The following is a 17176-nucleotide window of genomic DNA, read 5'->3' on the forward strand; positions in this document are numbered from 1 at the left end:
TGTGGCGAGATGTCCAGATCGGCTGCCACGGGGGGCGCTCGGCAACCATTTGGGGTCTGCCGGCAGGCGGTCTAACCCGTTCAAGCGAGTCCCGCCGCGCGAGCGCGAACGGAACAATTGCAACCGCACCGCGTTGATTTACCGAACAGAACGCAGGGGATAACCATGAGCAAGAATGCCCTCTACATGATCATCGGTGCGCTCGTCGTCGTGGTGGCGGGCTTCTCCTATTATGCCTACCAACAAGAGAAGCAGCCCGATGGCGTCGAGATCCGGGTCGGCAAGGACGGGCTGTCGATCCAGGAAAAATGACGCCTCCCAAAGCGGTCTTTGGCGCAAACACGCAAAACACGGTCTTGCATGTCGTTTTTGATGCTGCGGTGCCGTTGCCTTTTTGGTGCATTGCAACAATCTGTCGGCGGCACTCCGTTTCCAACGCGTGTCATATGTTATAAATCTGTCGCAGTAGACAGTTTCGGGGGTGGAGAACGGCAATGCAGAAGTGGGTTTACACCTTTGGCGGGGGGACCGCCGAGGGGCATGCCGGTGATCGCAATCTTCTTGGTGGCAAGGGCGCCAATCTCGCCGAGATGTGCAAGCTCGGGCTGCCGGTGCCTCCCGGGTTGACGATCATCACCACTGCCTGCACCCACTATTATGAAAACAGTCGCACCATTCCCGACAGCCTGAAGGAGGAGGTCCGTTCGGGCATCCGCCGGATGGAGGAGATCACGGGTCGCACCTTTGGCCACAACGAGCGGCCATTGCTGCTGTCGGTTCGATCCGGCGCACGCGCCTCCATGCCGGGCATGATGGACACGGTGCTCAACCTCGGTCTGAACGACGAGACGGTGCAGGCGCTCGGTCACGATGCCGGTGATGCGCGCTTCGCCTGGGACAGCTATCGCCGCTTCATCCAGATGTACGGCGACGTCGTCATGGGGCTCGACCACGAGGTGTTTGAGGAAATCCTGGAGGACGAAAAGGCACGCCTCGGCCACGAGCAGGACACCGAGCTCTCCGCCGTCGAATGGCAGCATGTGATTGCGCGCTACAAGCAGACCATCGAGGAAGAGCTGGGAGAAAGCTTCCCGCAGGATCCCGAAGTGCAGCTGTGGGGCGCGATCGGCGCGGTTTTCGCCAGCTGGATGAACGCCCGCGCGGTCACCTATCGCAACTTGCACAATATCCCGGCCGATTGGGGCACGGCGGTCAACGTCCAGGCGATGGTGTTCGGCAATCTCGGCAATTCCTCGGCGACCGGCGTTGCCTTCACCCGCAATCCCTCGACCGGCGAAAGCGCGCTCTATGGCGAGTTCCTAGTCAATGCCCAGGGCGAAGATGTCGTTGCCGGCATACGCACGCCGCAGAACATCACCGAAGACGCCCGTATCGCTTCCGGCTCCGACAAGCCGTCGCTGGAAAAGCTGATGCCCGAGGCCTTCGCCGAATTCAGCGAGATCTGCGCGCGGCTCGAGGGCCACTACCGCGACATGCAGGATCTGGAGTTCACGATCGAACGCGGCAAGCTCTGGATGCTGCAGACGCGTTCCGGCAAGCGCACCGCCAAGGCCGCGCTCAAGATCGCCGTCGAGATGGCGGAGGAGGGGCTGATCAGCAAGGAAGAGGCGGTCGCCCGCATCGACCCCGCTTCGCTCGATCAGTTGCTGCATCCCACCATCGACCCGCGCGCCCGGCGCGATGTGATCGGCTCGGGCCTGCCGGCATCGCCCGGTGCGGCCACCGGCGAGATCGTCTTCACCTCCGAGGAGGCGGTCCACGCGCAGGACGAGGGCCGCAAGGTCATCCTGGTCCGCGTCGAGACGAGCCCGGAGGACATCCACGGAATGCACGCCGCCGAAGGCATCCTGACGACCCGCGGCGGCATGACAAGCCACGCGGCCGTCGTTGCCCGCGGCATGGGCACGCCCTGCGTTTCGGGAGCCGGCACGCTGCGTGTCGACCTGCGCAACGAACTCTTGATCGCCCAGGGCGTGACGCTGAAAAAGGGCGACATCATCACCATCGACGGCTCGTCCGGCCAGGTGCTGAAGGGGGCGATCCCGATGCTGCAGCCGGAGCTGTCCGGCGATTTCGGCCGCATCATGGAATGGGCCGACGCCACCCGCCGCATGAAGGTGCGCACCAATGCCGAGACACCGGCCGATGCTCGCGCCGCGCGCTCCTTCGGCGCGGAAGGCATCGGCCTTTGCCGCACCGAGCACATGTTCTTCGAGGACGGGCGCATCAACGTGATGCGCGAGATGATCCTCGCGGAAGACGAGGCCGGTCGCCGCACAGCCCTGGCAAAGCTCCTGCCGATGCAGCGTTCGGACTTTGTCGAACTGTTCGAGATCATGCACGGCCTGCCCGTGACGATCCGCCTGCTCGACCCGCCGCTGCACGAATTCCTGCCGAAGACCGACGCGGAAATCGAAGAGGTCGCTTCGATCCTTTCCTTCGATCCGGCGGAACTGCGCCAGCGGGTGGATGCCCTGCACGAGTTCAACCCGATGCTGGGCCACCGCGGCTGCCGCCTGGCGATCTCCTATCCGGAAATCGCCGAGATGCAGGCGCGCGCCATCTTCGAGGCGGCCTGTCTGGCGGCCAAGAGTACGGGCGCTGCCGTGGTGCCGGAAATCATGGTGCCGCTCGTCGGCCTGAAGGCCGAGCTCGACTTCGTCAAGGAGCGCATCGAGGCCGTGGCCAGGGAGGTGATCGCCGAAGCCGGCGTCAGCATCGAATATCTGATCGGCACGATGATCGAGCTACCGCGGGCGGCCCTTCGCGCCCATGTGATCGCCGAATCGGCCGAGTTCTTTTCTTTCGGCACCAACGACCTGACCCAGACGACGTTCGGCATTTCGCGCGATGACGCATCCGCGTTCCTGTCGACCTACCTGCAGAAGGGGATCGTCGAGCGCGATCCGTTCGTCCAACTCGACTTCGACGGGGTGGGTGAACTGATCCAGATCGCCGCCGAGCGCGGCCGGCGGACGCGCAACAACCTCAAGCTCGGCATTTGCGGCGAGCACGGCGGCGATCCGGCGTCGATCCATTTCTGCGAGGAAGCGGGGCTCGACTACGTCTCCTGTTCGCCGTTCCGGGTGCCGATCGCACGCCTTGCGGCCGCACAGGCGGCTTTTGTCGGGCGGACATCGGCGGGCCGATCGAACGACTGACGGCGGTGCTCACCAGCCGGGTCCGGGGCCATACCAGGGACGGTACCAGCCGAATTCCACGGCCGTTTCGACGCGTCTGGCGCGCGCGTTGGCGCTGCGGTCGAGGTCGATGCGCTGGAGGCAGTCGGCAAAGGCGGTCGTGCCGCGCCTGAACCCATAATCGAGGCATTGGCGCTCGTCGGCGGCGCGCTGCTGCTCGGGCGTTATCGTCTGGCAACCGGCAAGGACGGCGGCCATGGCGGCAGGCGCAACCAGGATCAGCGCGCGCATCAGGGGCCTCCATCGACAGCGTGGCATCGCTTCTACCCGAAGCGATATAGCGGTCGCGATCGGGCCGGCAAGTTCACTGCATGCGCTCGAGAACACCCACGAAGGAATCGGCGAAGTTCTTCAGCCCGGTCGTCTCTGCCGATGGGTCCTCCACGCGAATGCCCGTGCCGTCGCCGTCAAGAAGCGCAAAGACGATCTTCATGCCGTTGCCGTTTGCCTCGGGGATGCGCAGGGCGGCGATCCGCTGGCAATCCTCGGCAAGCCCGGAAGCGGGCAGGTCGAAGAGGAACTCGCCCTCGAGCGCCTTGGCGGCGCGGCGCACCGCCTCGGAAAAACCGTCCTGCTCGGTGGCAAACCCGTCGAGCGACAGTTCCAGTTCGATCAATTCCAGCGCGAGGGCAGGCTCGCTGGCCGGGGGAGGCAAGGCCAGACGGACGTCCTGGCCAATCATCGATGTCGATGCCATGCAGTATTCTCCATTTGCCCGCCCATGGGGGAAAATCGTTAACGAGCGTGGCATTTTTGCGGCACACAAGGAGATTCGGCGTCTCGCGATCTGGTCCACCGATTTCGGATCGCGGTCGATCACGGCCGGATCACGGATTGACCTTGCCGCCGCGAGAGAGTTGTTTGTTGCAGTGTTTTGCGTTGTCGCGCTTCGGGCGGCGCGCGGCAGAGAAGAGGAGCGGCCAATGGCGATGGTCATTCGATACGAGCGGCCCTATTCCCATGCGGCGCACTGGGCGCGCCGCATGGCAGCCTTTGCGCTCGTGCTTTTTCTCGCTGCCGCCTTGTCACATCGGTTCGGGCCGCTGACGACGCCACACTTCCTCGTGCTTGCCGGCATCGCTGCCGGTCTTGCCTTGTGCGCCGTGCTGCTCGCCGTCATCGGACTGGTCCGGCTGTGGCGGGTCGGCGCGCGGGGCGGCAAGGCGGCCTTTGCCGCGCTCCTGTTTGCCGCCCTTCCGCTCGGCGTGGCCGGCTATGCCGCCCAGGCCTATTTCACCCGGCCGATGCTCTACGACGTAACGACTGATCCCTATGCGTCGCCCCCCTGGCTGAAGGTGCCGCTTGCGAACCAGGACTTTCTGCCGCGGCCGCCGGTGACGGTCAGGGACCGGGAGGTCCAGGAAGTCGCCTATCCGGGCTTGACCGGTCGCCGCTACGAGGGCGCGCTCGACCGCGTCCTGCAGGGGGTGCGCAAGGTTGCCGAGGAACAGGGCATCGTCTTCACCGAGGAAAGCGGCATGGAGAACGTGATCGCCGATCTGGAGGACCTGGTGGTCAAGCCGGAAGCGGGCAAGTCCGGCGAAAGCGAAATCGCCGTCGTCCCCGTTCCTTCGGAGCGCCCGATCGAGCAGGGGCTGCTGCCGAACAGCGGCGGGCCGAGCGACGTGCTGTTGCAGGGCGAGTGGCGTTCGCTGTTGTTCGGCTTCCGTTTCGACGTGTTGATCCGCTTGCGGGAGGAGGAGGAGACGGCGCTTGTCGATATGCGCGTTGCCTCGCGCTACGGTCCGCATGACCTTGGCCTGGGCGCCGCTTTCGTGGAGCGCTATCTGAAGGCGCTGGACGCCGAACTTCTGGGGATCGCCGGCGACTGAGGTCCATCGCCACAATCGGTTAGCGACGGCCCTCGCAGGCGTACCTTAGCCGCGTCGACGGCGTCTTTGCTTGACGCCTTTACAAGGCGCGCTATCCTGAGTTGATCTTCAACCGAGGGCCGTGCACATGGAAAACGCAGGCGTGGGCTGGATCGCCGCCATCATCATCGGCGGCATTGCTGGATGGTTGGCCGAGATGTTCATGAAGTCGCAAATGGGCGTCGTCATGAACATCGTGCTCGGCATCGTTGGCGCGTTTGTCGCCAACCTGATCTTGAGCCTGATCGGCGTGAACCTCGGGGGATGGGTCGGCTACCTGATCGCCGGCTTCATCGGCGCGTGCATTCTGATCGCGGTCGCGCGCGCGATCAGGCGCTAGCAACGGCTGCGGCCGCGGCCGCTTCGCCCGGCCGCTGCTGGTTCATCGGTTCGGGCTGGAGCTTGAGCTATGACGAGTCGGGGCGCTGAGGCGCCCGCCATCGCCCGATGTGATCGATCGCATTCGGCACCTTGATTATCGCCGGGCGGCAATCGATGGCCATCAAGGCGTCCGGGCCGCTTCGACCGGCGGCGGGGAGACCGACATGCGCACATATGCTTTTGAGACCGTCGACGTCTTTACGCAGACCCGCTTCGGCGGCAACCAGCTTGCGGTCTTCACCGATGCGCGGGGCCTCAGCGATGCGGAGATGCAGTCTCTCGCCGCCGAGATGAACTACAGCGAGACGACCTTCGTGCTGCCGCCAGACGACCCGGCCGATACGGCGCGCGTGCGTATCTTCACCCGCTCGCACGAGATGCCCTTCGCTGGCCACCCCAATGTCGGCACCGCCTTCGTGCTCGCCCGCCATGGCCGCGATCGCGACGGCCTGCTGCGTTTCGAGGAGATCGCCGGGCTGGTCGAGGTCAAGGTCGCCCGCGACGCCTCGGGCGAGGTTACGGGAGCGACCATCGCCGCGCCTCAGCCGCTTTCAACCGGGATCGAGCTGCCGGCCGAGGCGATCGCCGCTGCCGCCGGCCTCGCTCCTGCCGACGTCGTCGTGGCGAACCACAAGCCGGTACGGGCCTCGGTCGGCGTGCATTTCGTGCTGGCCGAGGTGACGGCCGAGGCGCTCGGCCGGGCCACGCCGGACCTCAGCCATTTCCGGGTGGTTAGGAACGCGCATCCCGGGCTGGAGGGCCGGTTCTCGCTGTTCGTCTATGCCCGTGACGGCGCCAATATCCGGGCGCGGATGTTTGCGCCGATCGGCGGCACCTGGGAGGATCCGGCGACCGGCAGCGCCAGCGCGACGGTCGCGGCGCTGCTGCTCTCGCTCGACGGTGGCGACCATGCCGCCTTCACGCTGACGCAGGGCGTCGAGATGGGCCGCCCGAGCCTGCTGCAGCTCACGGCGCAGCGCAGTGCCGACGGCATCCGCGCGACGGTCGGCGGCTCCTGCGTGCCGGTGTTCCAGGGCGAGGCGCTGCTTTAGTCGTCCAACCCCAGCTCTGCCCTCATTCGCTTCCTCAGGCCCGGCCGCCACCAGCCGGTGGCTCTCGCGCAGATAGTCCTGCAGGGCCTTGTCGGGCATCCCCTCGTCGGTCAAGCGCTGGATCCAGCTCATGCCGCGCGAGGCGAGATAGCAACCACATCAACCGGGCAGGTAGACGCCCTTCAGCGATGGCGGGCCATCGCTGAGGATCTCGCCGCGCTCGACGAGGTCCTCCAGGTGCGCCAGCACGGAAAGGGCTGCAGCGCCGTGCAGGCGCGGGTCGGTGTCCTTGTAGATCGCCCTCACCATGTCGGGGATCCGCCGGTCGCCCTTGCGGATCCGTTCCTTCACCGCCCGCTCGCGCATCTTGCGGTGTGTGCGCAGGCCGCGGAGGAACGCGGCGGGCTCCAGCACCGGCCCGCCATGCCCCGGCAGGTAGAGCCGGTCGTCGCGCTCGAGCAGCATCTCCAGCGAGGCCATGTAGTCGGCCATGGCGCCGTCCGGCGGCGCCACGATCGACGTGGCCCAGGCCATGACGTGATCGGCGCTAAAGAGGATGCCGGTGTCGTCGAGTGCGAATGCGGCATGATTGGCGGTGTGGCCGGGCGTCAGAAGCGCCGTCAGCGACCAGCCGTCGCCGATGACGCGCTCGCCATGGGAAAGCGCAAGGTCGGGTGAAAAGTCGCTGTCGGAGCTTTCGGCGAACGGGTTGGTCTCGCCGGCATGGAGCGGGCGCGCCGCCCGATGTGGTCCTTCGGCGACGATCATGGCACCCGTCTCCGCTTTCAGCCGGCGGGCAAGCGGCGAGTGGTCGCGATGGGTGTGGCTGACGGCGATATGGGTGACCTCGCGGCCTTTCAGCGCCGTCATCAGCGCCTGGAAATGCGCCTCGTTCTCCGGCCCCGGATCGATCACCGCGACCGAGCGGTCGCCGACGATATAGCTGTTCGTGCCGTGGAAGGTGAAGGGCGAGGGGTTGTTGACGGTGATGCGCTGCACATGCTCCGCCACCGGCACGGCCTCGCCGTGGGCCGGCTGGAACTCGAGATTGAAGGCGGGTGCGGTGGGCTTTCTCACTTGTACTCGATCTCGATGAAGCTCATCGGCGCGTCGCCGCCATTGACCACATTGTGGGCCACGCCCGCCTCGCGGCGGTAGACGAGGCCGGCCGGCCGATGCACGCGGTTGGTGCCGCTCTCGTCCTCGATCAAGAGGTGGCAATCGGTCATCGGCACGACCACGTAGCCGAGCCCATGCACGTGATGGCCGGTGTCGGCGCCGGGTTCGAAATCCCAGCGGGTGACACGCACGACCGCGTCGTCGAGCAGCAGGGTGGGCATGGCGGGCGGGCGGGCGCGGAACTGGCTCATGGTCTCTCCGTTGCAATTGGCGCCACGCCCACGAGGCGGCGCGCGCGGCGGCGACCTTAGCGCATAACCCCGACGACCGGAATCGATTTCCGAGGAAGAAGCGGGCGCAGATTCAAACCGTTATCGCCCTCATGGCGGTCCGGCCATCCCCCGCCGGATCGCGCTGCCGCAAGGTGATTGGCGAACGACGAAGCCGGTGCGGCGCATCCACAGCGGACACGGCCGGGCACCCGGACAAGAAGCAGGGCGCGCCGGAAAGAAACTTGGGCAGATGGCAACTTAAGGATTGTCCGCCGGGGTGAGCTTTGCTATCAGGCTCCCGCTTGGCGGGCACATGCCCGCGCGTTGGGGCGTAGCCAAGCGGTAAGGCAGCGGTTTTTGGTACCGCCATCCCCTGGTTCGAATCCAGGCGCCCCAGCCACTCTGCTTCTTCGGCAGCATCAGCCGATCGCCCACCCAGCCTGGACTTTCTGATGGCGTTGCTCCACGGGTGGCTTCGTTGCTGGTCTGGGTTACGCGCCTTCGTCCGCCACCGCGCAGCCACGCGAGAGGGGCGGCCGAAGCGGCTGTTCGCGCATGCGCTGCCCGAATGGCGTTCCGCGTTCAAACGCGGGCGCCGCCAGGGCATGCATCGCCCTGCCACCGATCCGGGCGCCCCTCCACTCAGAACCTGTGCCGGTCGAAAACCTCGGCCATCCGGTCGATGCCGGCGATCTGGTAGGCGGTGAAATCCGGGTTGGGCTGCTGGAAGTCGATGCGGACCGCCAGCGGGTCGGCCGCGACGATGTCGGAGCCGGAAAGCGTGGCGATCACCGCGTGGCCGCAGAAGGGCACATGCGCCTCCGAATAGCCGCCCTCGTGCACGAGCAGCAGCCGGCCGCCGCAGAGCTCATTGGCGGCCTCCATGGTCAGGCGGGTCATCTCGGCAAAGGTTTGCGAAGACGCCAGCATCCGCGACAGCGGGTCGACGCCGGAGGCGTCGAAGCCGCAGGCGACGACGATCGCATCCGGCCGGTAGCGCTCGAGCGCCGGCAGCACGATCCGCCGGAAGGCGTGCAGGTAGCCGAGGTGGCCGGTTCCCGGCAGCATCGGGATATTGATATTATAGCCTTCGCCCTTGCCCTGTCCGCGGTCGGCCACCCGGCCGGAATCGCGGGGATAGCAGTTCTCCTGGTGCAGCGAGATCGTCAGCACGTCGGGCCGGTCGTAGAAGATCGCCTCGGTGCCGTTGCCGTGATGGACGTCCCAGTCGATGACGGCGATCCGCTCGGCCCGCTTCTCGGCGAAGGCCGCCTCGACGGCGATGGCGATGTTGGCAAGCAGGCAGAAGCCCATCGGCCTGTCCGGCAGGCAATGGTGGCCCGGCGGGCGCGACAGCGCATAGGCATTGCGCTGCCGGCCCGACAGCACGCTGCGCAGCGCACCGGTGGCGAGCCCCGCCGAGAGGGCCGCGATCTCGTAGCCGCCCGGTCCAAACGGCGTCCGCTCGCCGAGCTCGCCGCCCTTGCCGTCCGACAGCCGCTTGAAGGCGTCGAGATAGGACGCGGGGTGCACGCGCCGCAGTTCCTCCTCGCTCGCCGCCGGTGCGGACGACACCGAAAGCGCGTCGATCAGCCCCGTGACGCTCATAAGGTTCTTCAGCCGGCGCTTGGTTTCGGGATTTTCAGGCAGTCCGCCGGCTGCGAGCGGCTGGACGAGGCCGCCGACGGGCGCCATGAAGGCATAACTGCCGCCCGCGTGCCAAAAGCATTTCTCATCCCACCAGAAACCGGTCTTGTTTGCTGAGTTCACCTGTCTGTCCCCCGCTTTGGTTGTGCGTCGCGCCCGTTTGCATAGCATGGTCCGCACAACCGGTCAGGCGGCTATTTTCGGCAATCCCGCCACGTCCGGCCGCTGGCAATTCCGGCCGTGCATCGCCGCCTCGGCTGGCGAGCATCTGCGGGGCGTACGCTTGAGAGCGTTTCCACGCCGCAGCATTCCGCGATCGATGCCGAAATGACGCCCCCGGCATTTGCCGGGAAACGTCTTCAATCATGCGCCCGAGCGCATTATTCCTCGATCGTGTATTCGCCGAGTTCGCAGAGGTTCTGGGTGTCGGTCGTGGTGTCGAGGTCGTCACCCTGGAACTCGAAGCGCATGTCGTATTCGCAGACGGTGCGGCCGTCGGCGATGGTGATCTCCATCGATTCGCCCGGACCCAGCGCCTGGCGACCGAAGATGTCGTCTTCCCAGTTGTCGACGCCGACCGGCGAGGCGTAGAAATTGTTGAGGACGGAGTTCGTGCCGTTCTTCAGGGTGAAGACCAGGTCCTCGGCCTGGGCTGCGCCAGCGGTCAGAGAAAGTGCCGCAGCGAACGCCGCAAATTTGAACTTATTCATATTATACAACCCTTTAAAGCCCCCAAATATTTGGGTGAAGGCGTTAAAGCAGGTTGTATCTGAATGGGAAATGAACCTCAGCTGGTCCGCGCACAATTCCTGCATCCACCGATTGATTTTCGACGTCTTCGACCAGTGCGGCATGGCGTCCGCGGAGGCAGGGCGATGGCACGCGGGCCGTCCTCGCCGACCGTCCTGCCCGGCGCTCAGTTGCGCGCCTTGTGCCAGCCCGCGGCCAGCGCCTCTTCCTCGCTGCAGAACCAGCGTTCGCCACCGGCGGGCTGGACGCGGATGGCCGCATACCGGTCCTGCCCCGGCAGATAATAGGCCCTGGTGCCATCGACCTGGTCGATATTGCCCTTGATCTGGCAGTTCTGGAGCGCGGCGCGGAAGGCGGTGACCAGTCCCGCGCCGCTCACATTGTCGAAAATGACGAACAACAGCCCGACACAGATCAGGCCGGGAATGGCTGACACAAGCGGCAGGTTGCGACGGCGCTCCTGCCTATGCTCGGCGAATTTCGGGTGCATCATACTCCCTCCAGCATCCCGAGATGATCGCCGCATGGTGTTGCCGGGCGCTTAAGAAACGCGCTTATCGGCGAATAAAAGAAAATGCTAAAATTTTAACAATTGGTTACGTCGGGATGCGCGTGCCAGAGGTAGAGGTGCCGCCGGTCGCGGATGTCAGGATACGGAAAACCGGCCGATCGGGATGATTTCCGCCGCGTCCTCGTGCCAGGCGCCGCCCTGCCAGTCGCCAGCCCAGCGCTCGACCGAAAGACCGCTCGCGGCAAGCATCGCCTCGATCCTCGGCTTCGGGGTGAACAGGATTTTCGATGCCGCCGTAAGGTGTGGACCGCCCTTTTCGACGAGATAGTGGGTTTCGTAGGTGACGATGCCCGTGGCAGGATCGTGCAGCATGTCGTTCCAGGCCTTCACCCGTCCGACTTGCGGATGCATGATCAGACGCTCGGAGTTCTCCGGCACCCATTCCAGCCATTCGCGGACGAGCGGGTTGCGCGTGTCGAAGACGAAGCGGCCGCCGGGCGCCAGATGGGCGGCGATGGTGGCAAGGACGGCGCGCTGGTCATGCTCGTTCAGAAACACCTGGAAGGCGTGCCCGGTCATCACCACGAGGTCGAAGGTCTCGCCCAGCCGGATCGCCCGTGCGTCGCCTTCGATGAACCGCACACGGTCGGCGCCGGGCTTGGCGCGGGCGATCTCGAGCATTGCCGTGGCCGGATCGACGCCGACGACGCGGCGCCCTTCGCCAAGCGCGATCGCAAGCTCGCCCGTGCCGCAGCCGAGGTCGAGCACCGAGCGGGCATCGGCTGCGAGCGCAACGCAATAGTCGAGGTCAGCACCCCAACCGTTTTCGAGGTCATAGAAGCCCGCGAACGCTGCATCATCGAAGAGGCGGTCGAAGGCGGGCATGCAGGGTCTCCTCGCAGTGGCGACAATGAGCAGAAGAACAACAAAGGCCGGAGCAGGGCTCCGGCCAAGGCTTCCGGTCAGGCGCTCGGGGCCGGCTTTGCCGCGTCCAGCACCTTTTCGCAGTGCGACGGGCCGCCCTTCGGATCCTTGCGGTCGACAACCGGGCGGATCTTGCGGATCTTGTAGTCGCCGCTGACGGTCAGTTCGACCTGGCAGGCCTTGCGGTTGATGAAGCCGCCGCGCCAGGTGTAGAGCGTCTGGCCGTCCGTGCCTTCGATGTCGCGGACCGGCGGGCCGTAGGCGGCGAAGAAGGCGCCGGCCGACTGGCCGATCCAGCGGGTTTCGAGCGCGGTGGTCGGAACGGTGGGGGCAACGGTGGTGCAACCGGCGACGGCAAGCAGCAGGCCTGCCAGTGTGGCAATGCGAAGGATCATGCGAACCAATTCCTTGGGCGTAGTGCGGGGCGGATTTCGGCTCATGGGAGCGTGCAGTTCGCTCTAGCGCAACCCGGCCAAAAGGAAAGCCGCTTCTGCGGCAACGGGTGATTGTCCAACGAATCGATTCGCGGAGTTTGACTGAATTGCAACACTTCGCGGCGCCATGCGGCGAGGGCGGCGACGATGCTGCGGAACCACGGGCTTGGCGATCGGCTTGCCGGAGGGCGCACTCCCCGGTATGCATTCGCCACCATGAGTCTCGAATCCGTCCGCAAGTTCTTTGAGGCGCACGCGCCCGACATCGAAATCCTCCAGACCGAGGAGAGCTCGGCCACCGTCGCGCTGGCAGCCGCCGCCCACGGCGTGGCCCCCGAGCAGATCGCCAAGACGATCTGCCTTCGCGTCGGCGAGGAGACGATGCTAATCGTCGCCAGCGGCACCGCCCGCCTCGACAATCGCAAGTTCAAGGACCGCTTCGGCGGCAAGGCCCGCATGCTCGATGCCGAGCAGGTCGTCGCCGTGACGAGCCATCCCGTCGGTGGCGTCTGCCCCTTCGGGCTGCCCTCCGAGATTCCGGTTTATTGCGACGTATCGCTCAGGGCCTTCGAAGAAATCGTTCCCGCAGCCGGTGCCACCAACGCTGCGGTGCGCATTCCGACGCAGCGGATGATCGAACTCGTCAGCGGCACCTGGGTCGACGTCTGCCAGTAGCTTCGGCTCGCGAACCTTTCCGCGCAGGATTCGCCACTCCGTTCCGATGCAACATCGACACCGGGTTGTGGTAGGCTGACGCCATGGACGTTTGTGCTGACGACGACTACTTCCGCGGGCTGGCGGCTTTCAGCGATTTCGAGGGCGTGGCCGAGGCCGGCAACTACCATCCGCTGCCGGACGGCTGGGCGCTGGTGCTCGCCGATATCGTCGACTCGACCGGCGCCATCGAGGCCGGCCGCTACAAGGCCGTCAACATGGCTGGCGCCAGCGTCATCTCCGGCGTGCTGAACGCGATTGGCCAGCACGATCTCCCCTATGTTTTCGGTGGCGACGGGGCGCTCGTTGCAGTTCCGGGCTCGCAGATTAGCACAGCGCGTGCCGCCCTTTCGGCGGTGCAGCGCTGGTCGATGGAAGAACTCGGGCTGGAGATGCGCGGTGCCGTCGTTCCCGTCTCCGCCATCCGCGCCGCGGGGCAGGAGGTGCTTGTGGCGCGTTATCAGGCGAGCGAGTTCGTCGCCTATGCGATGTTTGCCGGCGGCGGTGCGGCCTGGGCCGAGCAACGCATGAAGGAGGGCCTGGAAAGCAACCGGATCGCGCCGCCGGGCACGCGGCCGAATCTGGCAGGCCTGTCCTGCCGGTGGAACCCGATTTCGGCGCGCCACGGCGAGATCGTTTCCATTATCGCCGTGCCGGCGCCGGGCAGCAGCGAAGCGGAGTTCCGCGCGCTGATCGCCGATATCGTCGCGCTTGCCGGCCGCGAGGAGCAGGCCGGCCATCCGCTCGACGTGAAGGCGATGCGGCTGGGCCTCAACCGGTTCTCGTTGGACGCCGAGGCGCGGGCGGCGGTGCCGAAGGGAAGGCGGCTCAGGCACAAGGCCTTTATCGTCTTGCAATACATTCTGATGCAGGTGCTTTCGCGGTTCGGGCTCACCCTCGGCCGCTTCGACCCGGAACGCTACCGCCGCGACATCGTCGCCAATTCCGACTTCCGCAAGTTCGACGACGGGTTGAAGATGACGCTCGACATCGAGCCCGGCCGGCTGGCGGGGATCGAGGCGCGGCTGGAGGAGGCGAGGGCGGCCGGCGTCTGCCGCTACGGCCTGCACCGGCAGGATTCGGCGCTGATGACCTGCGTGGTGCCGACGCCGCTTGCCCGCGACCATGTGCATTTTATCGACGGCGCCGCCGGCGGGTATGCGATTGCTGCGGCCAAGCTGAAGGCGACGCTGAAAGGCGAGGCACAAGCGTCCGCGCCGTTCTGATTGCGGCGCTGGCTCGAAAGGTGCGAACCGTCGCCGCTCGTTGGCCGGAGCGACTCGTTGCCTTTCCGGGCCGTCACTCGCCGACAAGCGTGCGCGTCAGCGGGTGGTCCGGATCTGCCAGCCCGTCGATGATGTCGAAATGGTGCCGGTCGGGCTCCTCGACCGACGCCGTCGTGGCGCCAAGACCGGTCCAGATATTGGCGAGCAGCGCATTCTGGCGGCGGAACTCGGCGCGTTCCGCCCCGCCGACCCAGCAGGTGATGCGCGCATCCGCCATCGGCCGCAAGAGGGCCGGGCTCTCCGCCTGCGCCTCGGCCTCGTCGATCGCAAGCGTCGCGTTCATCGCGGTGCGCATCAGCGGGCGCAGATCATGCACGCCGGAGATCGAGACGACGTGGCGGATCCGGGCGCGAACGGCCGGAGCAAGCGGCGAGGTCTCGCACACCATGCGGCTGACGAGATGTCCGCCGGCCGAGTGCCCGGTCAGCAGGATCGGCCCGTCGATTTCGGCGGCAGCCGCGGCGATCGCCATGCCGATCTCGGCGGTGATATCGGCGATGCGATTTTCGGGGCAGAGCGTGTAGCTTGGAATTGCGACCGCGTAGCCTCGGCTGACCGAGCCGGCTGCGAACTGCGACCAGGTGTTCTTGTCGAAGGCCATCCAGTAGCCGCCGTGGACGAAGACGACGAGCCCCTTCGGCGTGCCCTCGGGCAAAAACAGGTCGAAGCGTTGGCGCTCGCCGTCGCCATAGGCGAGATCGATCTTCGCCCGCCCGGCTGCCGACAGGGCCAGCCGGAACGCGTGCGCCGGCTCCACCCAGGCCGCCGGCCAGCGGTCGCCGCCGGCGATGTGGGCCCCGTTGGTATAGGCGTCGCTCCAGTCCTCGATCCGGTATCCGAACATTTTTTGCCTCCCTCGCTCAGCCTGTCTATACGGCGGTGATCGGGGCGAGGGTAGCCGGGCGGCGGAAAATTTCGCCGGGAGGGTTCAGGTCGGCCCAAAACTGTGGTCAATGCAGAAGAGAGCGGGGCGCGTTTGCATTGCCCCTCATTCGGCCTGCCGGCCACCTTCTCCCCGCAAGCGGGGCGAAGGAGATACGCGGTGCGGTCGCGCTCCCTCTCCCCGCTTGCGGGGAGAGGGTCGGGGTGAGGGGCAATTTCCAGTTTGGCCGCGCCAGGGAGGAACATCATGACCGAGCCATACGATCCCGCCCCATACGATCCCGCCAAGGAAGGCGCGCAGATGTCGTTCAAGGACCGCATGTCCTACAGCGACTATCTCGATCTCGAAAAGGTGCTGAACGCGCAATCGCCGCTGTCCTCCGCCCATGACGAGATGCTGTTCATCATCCAGCATCAGACGTCCGAACTTTGGATGAAGCTGGCGTTGCACGAGATGCGCGCGGCGATCAGAGCGATCCGCGCCGACCGGCTTGATCTTTCCTTCAAGATGCTGTCGCGCGTCGCCCGGATTTTCGAGCAGCTGAACAGCGCCTGGGACGTGCTGCGGACGATGACGCCGAGCGAATATACCGAGTTTCGCGACGCGCTCGGCCAGTCCTCCGGTTTCCAGTCGTGGCAGTATCGGGCGATCGAGTTCCTCGCCGGCAACCGCAACCTCGCCATGCTCGGCCCGCACCGGCACCGCCCCGACCTGATGGAGAAACTCGAAGCGATCCTCGCCGAACCCTCGCTCTACGACGAGGCGATCCTGCTGCTGGCACGCAACGGTTTCGACATCGGCGCGGATGCCGCTCGCGCCGACTGGCGCGAGACGCGCAGCGAGAACGATGCGGTGGTCGCTGCCTGGCAGGCGGTCTATCGCGACCCGCAACGTTACTGGATGCTCTACGAGCTTGCGGAAAAACTGGTCGATTTCGAGGACTACTTCCGCCGCTGGCGCTTCAATCACGTCACCACCGTCGAGCGCGTCATCGGCATGAAGCGCGGCACCGGCGGCACCGGCGGCGCCTCCTACCTGAAGAAGATGCTGGAGGTCGTGCTGTTTCCGGAACTGTGGAAGGTCCGCACCCTCCTTTGAGCGCAGCTTGAAGTTCCGGAATCGGCCTCTAAGCTTGGCCGTCCAGAGGCTTGAAAAGAATCCGTTTTTCGGCCGCGCCGGCGGTCAGGTGGTGAGTTCGGCTGTCCGGTTTTCTGGTCCGTCTTCCGAATGGGCATAGACGTCCATCGTGTAGCCGATGTGCTCCTCCATCAGCTTCCGGGCGCGGTCCGTGTCCCGGTCGAGCGCCGCCTCCATCAAGGCGGTGTGATGGGAAAGCCCCATCGCCTCGCGCAGGGCGGCCATCGCAGCCTCGTGTCCGTCCGTCCGGCCGGCGGCGGCGCGCAGCGTCGGCGCCAGCCCGAGAAAGCGGTGATGCCGGCGGAGCTGGTCGGAGATCGTGCCCCGGAAGCGCAGCAGCCAGCTGGAGGTGGCCGCCCCGATGAGCGCGGAGTGAAAGGCCTCGTGCTTGTCGTCCCAGTCGTCGACGGCCGCTTCCGAGGGATCGTCGGCGACCGTCTTGCAGCGGGACAGCCGAAAGTGGGCTGTGACGAGGGCTTCTTCCCAGTTGCTGTCGCCGCACTCGATCGATTCGAGCAGGAGCGGCACTTCGACAACCATGCGCGCACGCACCAGGTCTTCCAGCTCCTGTCGTGACACCGGGGCAACGGCAAAGCCGCGATTGCTGACCGCCGTCACCAGCCGTTCCGCTTCCAGACGCGACAGCGCCTCGCGCAGTGGCGTCCAGCCGAGGGCATAGCTCTCGCGCAAGAGGCTGAGCTTGAGCGATGCTCCGGGGGGCAGGCGAGTGGAAAGGATATCGCGCCGAAGGCGCCGGTACGCCTCCTCCGTCTTTGTCCCGCCAGTCTCGTTCCGCATGGTTTCTCCCGTCGGAGCCGTCCAGTCCTGCACGCAATATATAGGGCAAGTTTCGGCAAAATATATATCATCTGGGAATATGCCGAAGATTATATATCGGCGTTTGACAGCGCCGGTTCCACCGCTATGATCGCCTCAGACTGCGGGCTTACCGTGGCTTTCATGTGGGAGGAAAA

General features: G+C 65.8%; 19 protein-coding genes, 1 tRNA gene and 1 pseudogene. 9 read left to right on the forward strand and 12 right to left on the reverse strand.

Annotated elements, in window-relative coordinates:
* Window positions 1-165: 165 nt before the first annotated feature.
* Together JNC62_RS01495 and ppdK are read left to right on the forward strand one after the other, a co-directional pair.
* Window positions 166-312 (forward strand): hypothetical protein, encoded by a 147-nt coding sequence (locus tag JNC62_RS01495; protein ID WP_374835262.1) that lies wholly within the window; start codon window positions 166-168, stop codon window positions 310-312.
* Between the two features lie 182 nt (window positions 313-494).
* Entirely contained in the window at window positions 495-3182 is a 2688-nt protein-coding gene (gene ppdK / locus JNC62_RS01500; protein WP_374835264.1) for a pyruvate, phosphate dikinase, read from the forward strand.
* A gap of 9 nt (window positions 3183-3191) precedes the next feature.
* Here the strand turns inward: ppdK and JNC62_RS01505 are convergent, their stop codons facing one another.
* Together JNC62_RS01505 and JNC62_RS01510 are read right to left on the reverse strand one after the other, a co-directional pair.
* Entirely contained in the window at window positions 3192-3452 is a 261-nt protein-coding gene (locus JNC62_RS01505; RefSeq protein ID WP_374835266.1) for a hypothetical protein, read from the reverse strand.
* Window positions 3453-3525: 73 nt separating this feature from the next.
* Window positions 3526-3918, reverse strand: coding sequence for a hypothetical protein (locus JNC62_RS01510; protein ID WP_374835268.1), 393 nt, complete (start codon window positions 3916-3918; stop codon window positions 3526-3528).
* A gap of 232 nt (window positions 3919-4150) precedes the next feature.
* Here JNC62_RS01510 and JNC62_RS01515 point away from each other — a divergent pair, with 232 nt between their 5' ends.
* The 3 genes from JNC62_RS01515 to JNC62_RS01525 all read left to right on the forward strand — a co-directional run bounded on the left by JNC62_RS01515 (window position 4151) and on the right by JNC62_RS01525 (window position 6525).
* Window positions 4151-5053 (forward strand): DUF1499 domain-containing protein, encoded by a 903-nt coding sequence (locus tag JNC62_RS01515; protein ID WP_374835655.1) that lies wholly within the window; start codon window positions 4151-4153, stop codon window positions 5051-5053.
* Between the two features lie 127 nt (window positions 5054-5180).
* Entirely contained in the window at window positions 5181-5432 is a 252-nt protein-coding gene (locus tag JNC62_RS01520; protein ID WP_374835270.1) for a GlsB/YeaQ/YmgE family stress response membrane protein, read from the forward strand.
* 205 nt (window positions 5433-5637) lie between these two features.
* The gene (locus JNC62_RS01525) at window positions 5638-6525 is read left to right on the forward strand and encodes a PhzF family protein (RefSeq protein ID WP_374835272.1); all 888 of its coding nucleotides are present in this window, start codon (window positions 5638-5640) and stop codon (window positions 6523-6525) included.
* On the opposite strand, the pseudogene JNC62_RS01530 reads toward JNC62_RS01525, so the two are convergent.
* The 3 genes and pseudogenes from JNC62_RS01530 to JNC62_RS01540 all read right to left on the reverse strand — a co-directional run.
* Window positions 6522-6675, reverse strand: a pseudogene (locus JNC62_RS01530) (MmcQ/YjbR family DNA-binding protein); the annotation flags it as partial. The gene JNC62_RS01525 and the pseudogene JNC62_RS01530 sit on opposite strands and share 4 nt — an antisense overlap.
* A gap of 9 nt (window positions 6676-6684) precedes the next feature.
* Window positions 6685-7602 (reverse strand): MBL fold metallo-hydrolase, encoded by a 918-nt coding sequence (locus tag JNC62_RS01535; RefSeq protein ID WP_374835274.1) that lies wholly within the window; start codon window positions 7600-7602, stop codon window positions 6685-6687.
* Complete coding sequence (locus JNC62_RS01540; protein ID WP_374835276.1) at window positions 7599-7895, reverse strand: cupin domain-containing protein; 297 nt, start codon at window positions 7893-7895, stop codon at window positions 7599-7601. Before JNC62_RS01540 ends, JNC62_RS01535 begins: the two co-directional genes overlap by 4 nt.
* 346 nt (window positions 7896-8241) lie before the next feature.
* Between JNC62_RS01540 and JNC62_RS01545 the strand changes: the two genes are divergently transcribed.
* Window positions 8242-8316, forward strand: a tRNA-Gln gene (locus tag JNC62_RS01545).
* 242 nt (window positions 8317-8558) lie between these two features.
* Here JNC62_RS01545 and JNC62_RS01550 read toward each other — a convergent pair.
* The 5 genes from JNC62_RS01550 to JNC62_RS01570 form a co-directional block, all read right to left on the reverse strand.
* The gene (locus tag JNC62_RS01550) at window positions 8559-9686 is read right to left on the reverse strand and encodes a histone deacetylase-like amidohydrolase (RefSeq protein ID WP_374835278.1); all 1128 of its coding nucleotides are present in this window, start codon (window positions 9684-9686) and stop codon (window positions 8559-8561) included.
* Window positions 9687-9943: 257 nt separating this feature from the next.
* The gene (locus JNC62_RS01555; protein ID WP_374835280.1) at window positions 9944-10273 is read right to left on the reverse strand and encodes a hypothetical protein; all 330 of its coding nucleotides are present in this window, start codon (window positions 10271-10273) and stop codon (window positions 9944-9946) included.
* A 206-nt stretch (window positions 10274-10479) separates the two neighbouring features.
* Window positions 10480-10803, reverse strand: a complete 324-nt coding sequence (locus JNC62_RS01560) for a sunset domain-containing protein (protein ID WP_374835282.1) — start codon at window positions 10801-10803, stop codon at window positions 10480-10482.
* A 156-nt stretch (window positions 10804-10959) separates the two neighbouring features.
* A complete protein-coding gene (locus JNC62_RS01565; RefSeq protein ID WP_374835284.1) occupies window positions 10960-11709 on the reverse strand; it encodes a class I SAM-dependent DNA methyltransferase in 750 nt (249 codons plus the stop codon).
* A 77-nt stretch (window positions 11710-11786) separates the two neighbouring features.
* Window positions 11787-12143 carry a hypothetical protein gene (locus JNC62_RS01570; RefSeq protein ID WP_374835286.1) on the reverse strand — a complete coding sequence of 119 codons (357 nt, stop codon included), beginning with the start codon at window positions 12141-12143 and terminating at the stop codon, window positions 11787-11789.
* A gap of 255 nt (window positions 12144-12398) precedes the next feature.
* Between JNC62_RS01570 and JNC62_RS01575 the strand changes: the two genes are divergently transcribed.
* Window positions 12399-12857, forward strand: coding sequence for a YbaK/EbsC family protein (locus JNC62_RS01575; RefSeq protein WP_374835288.1), 459 nt, complete (start codon window positions 12399-12401; stop codon window positions 12855-12857).
* A gap of 83 nt (window positions 12858-12940) precedes the next feature.
* The gene (locus JNC62_RS01580; protein WP_374835290.1) at window positions 12941-14122 is read left to right on the forward strand and encodes a DUF3095 domain-containing protein; all 1182 of its coding nucleotides are present in this window, start codon (window positions 12941-12943) and stop codon (window positions 14120-14122) included.
* Between the two features lie 73 nt (window positions 14123-14195).
* Here JNC62_RS01580 and JNC62_RS01585 read toward each other — a convergent pair whose 3' ends face one another.
* Window positions 14196-15026 carry a hormone-sensitive lipase gene (locus JNC62_RS01585; protein WP_374835292.1) on the reverse strand — a complete coding sequence of 277 codons (831 nt, stop codon included), beginning with the start codon at window positions 15024-15026 and terminating at the stop codon, window positions 14196-14198.
* A 285-nt stretch (window positions 15027-15311) separates the two neighbouring features.
* Between JNC62_RS01585 and kynA the strand changes: the two genes are divergently transcribed.
* Entirely contained in the window at window positions 15312-16163 is an 852-nt protein-coding gene (kynA, locus tag JNC62_RS01590) for a tryptophan 2,3-dioxygenase (RefSeq protein ID WP_374835294.1), read from the forward strand.
* 84 nt (window positions 16164-16247) lie between these two features.
* On the opposite strand, the gene JNC62_RS01595 is transcribed toward kynA, so the two are convergent.
* Window positions 16248-17000: a GntR family transcriptional regulator gene (locus JNC62_RS01595; protein ID WP_374835296.1), complete on the reverse strand. Its 753-nt coding sequence runs from the start codon at window positions 16998-17000 to the stop codon at window positions 16248-16250.
* Window positions 17001-17176 lie beyond the last annotated feature (176 nt).

It is taken from the genome of Mycoplana ramosa, assembly GCF_041930185.1.
Taxonomy (GTDB): domain Bacteria; phylum Pseudomonadota; class Alphaproteobacteria; order Rhizobiales; family Rhizobiaceae; genus Mycoplana; species Mycoplana ramosa.

Bases quoted from the DNA above. Each gene is read 5' to 3' on its own strand.
- JNC62_RS01510 (WP_374835268.1), bottom strand. From the start codon at position 3,918: ATGGCATCGACATCGATGATTGGCCAGGACGTCCGTCTGGCCTTGCCT.
- JNC62_RS01565 (WP_374835284.1), bottom strand. From the start codon at position 11,709: ATGCCCGCCTTCGACCGCCTCTTCGATGATGCAGCGTTCGCGGGCTTC.
- ppdK (WP_374835264.1), top strand. From the start codon at position 495: ATGCAGAAGTGGGTTTACACCTTTGGCGGGGGGACCGCCGAGGGGCAT.
- JNC62_RS01555 (WP_374835280.1), bottom strand. From the start codon at position 10,273: ATGAATAAGTTCAAATTTGCGGCGTTCGCTGCGGCACTTTCTCTGACC.
- JNC62_RS01515 (WP_374835655.1), top strand. From the start codon at position 4,151: ATGGTCATTCGATACGAGCGGCCCTATTCCCATGCGGCGCACTGGGCG.
- kynA (WP_374835294.1), top strand. From the start codon at position 15,312: ATGACCGAGCCATACGATCCCGCCCCATACGATCCCGCCAAGGAAGGC.
- JNC62_RS01520 (WP_374835270.1), top strand. From the start codon at position 5,181: ATGGAAAACGCAGGCGTGGGCTGGATCGCCGCCATCATCATCGGCGGC.
- JNC62_RS01495 (WP_374835262.1), top strand. From the start codon at position 166: ATGAGCAAGAATGCCCTCTACATGATCATCGGTGCGCTCGTCGTCGTG.
- JNC62_RS01505 (WP_374835266.1), bottom strand. From the start codon at position 3,452: ATGCGCGCGCTGATCCTGGTTGCGCCTGCCGCCATGGCCGCCGTCCTT.
- JNC62_RS01525 (WP_374835272.1), top strand. From the start codon at position 5,638: ATGCGCACATATGCTTTTGAGACCGTCGACGTCTTTACGCAGACCCGC.
- JNC62_RS01580 (WP_374835290.1), top strand. From the start codon at position 12,941: ATGGACGTTTGTGCTGACGACGACTACTTCCGCGGGCTGGCGGCTTTC.
- JNC62_RS01560 (WP_374835282.1), bottom strand. From the start codon at position 10,803: ATGCACCCGAAATTCGCCGAGCATAGGCAGGAGCGCCGTCGCAACCTG.
- JNC62_RS01585 (WP_374835292.1), bottom strand. From the start codon at position 15,026: ATGTTCGGATACCGGATCGAGGACTGGAGCGACGCCTATACCAACGGG.
- JNC62_RS01575 (WP_374835288.1), top strand. From the start codon at position 12,399: ATGAGTCTCGAATCCGTCCGCAAGTTCTTTGAGGCGCACGCGCCCGAC.
- JNC62_RS01540 (WP_374835276.1), bottom strand. From the start codon at position 7,895: ATGAGCCAGTTCCGCGCCCGCCCGCCCGCCATGCCCACCCTGCTGCTC.
- JNC62_RS01570 (WP_374835286.1), bottom strand. From the start codon at position 12,143: ATGATCCTTCGCATTGCCACACTGGCAGGCCTGCTGCTTGCCGTCGCC.
- JNC62_RS01595 (WP_374835296.1), bottom strand. From the start codon at position 17,000: ATGCGGAACGAGACTGGCGGGACAAAGACGGAGGAGGCGTACCGGCGC.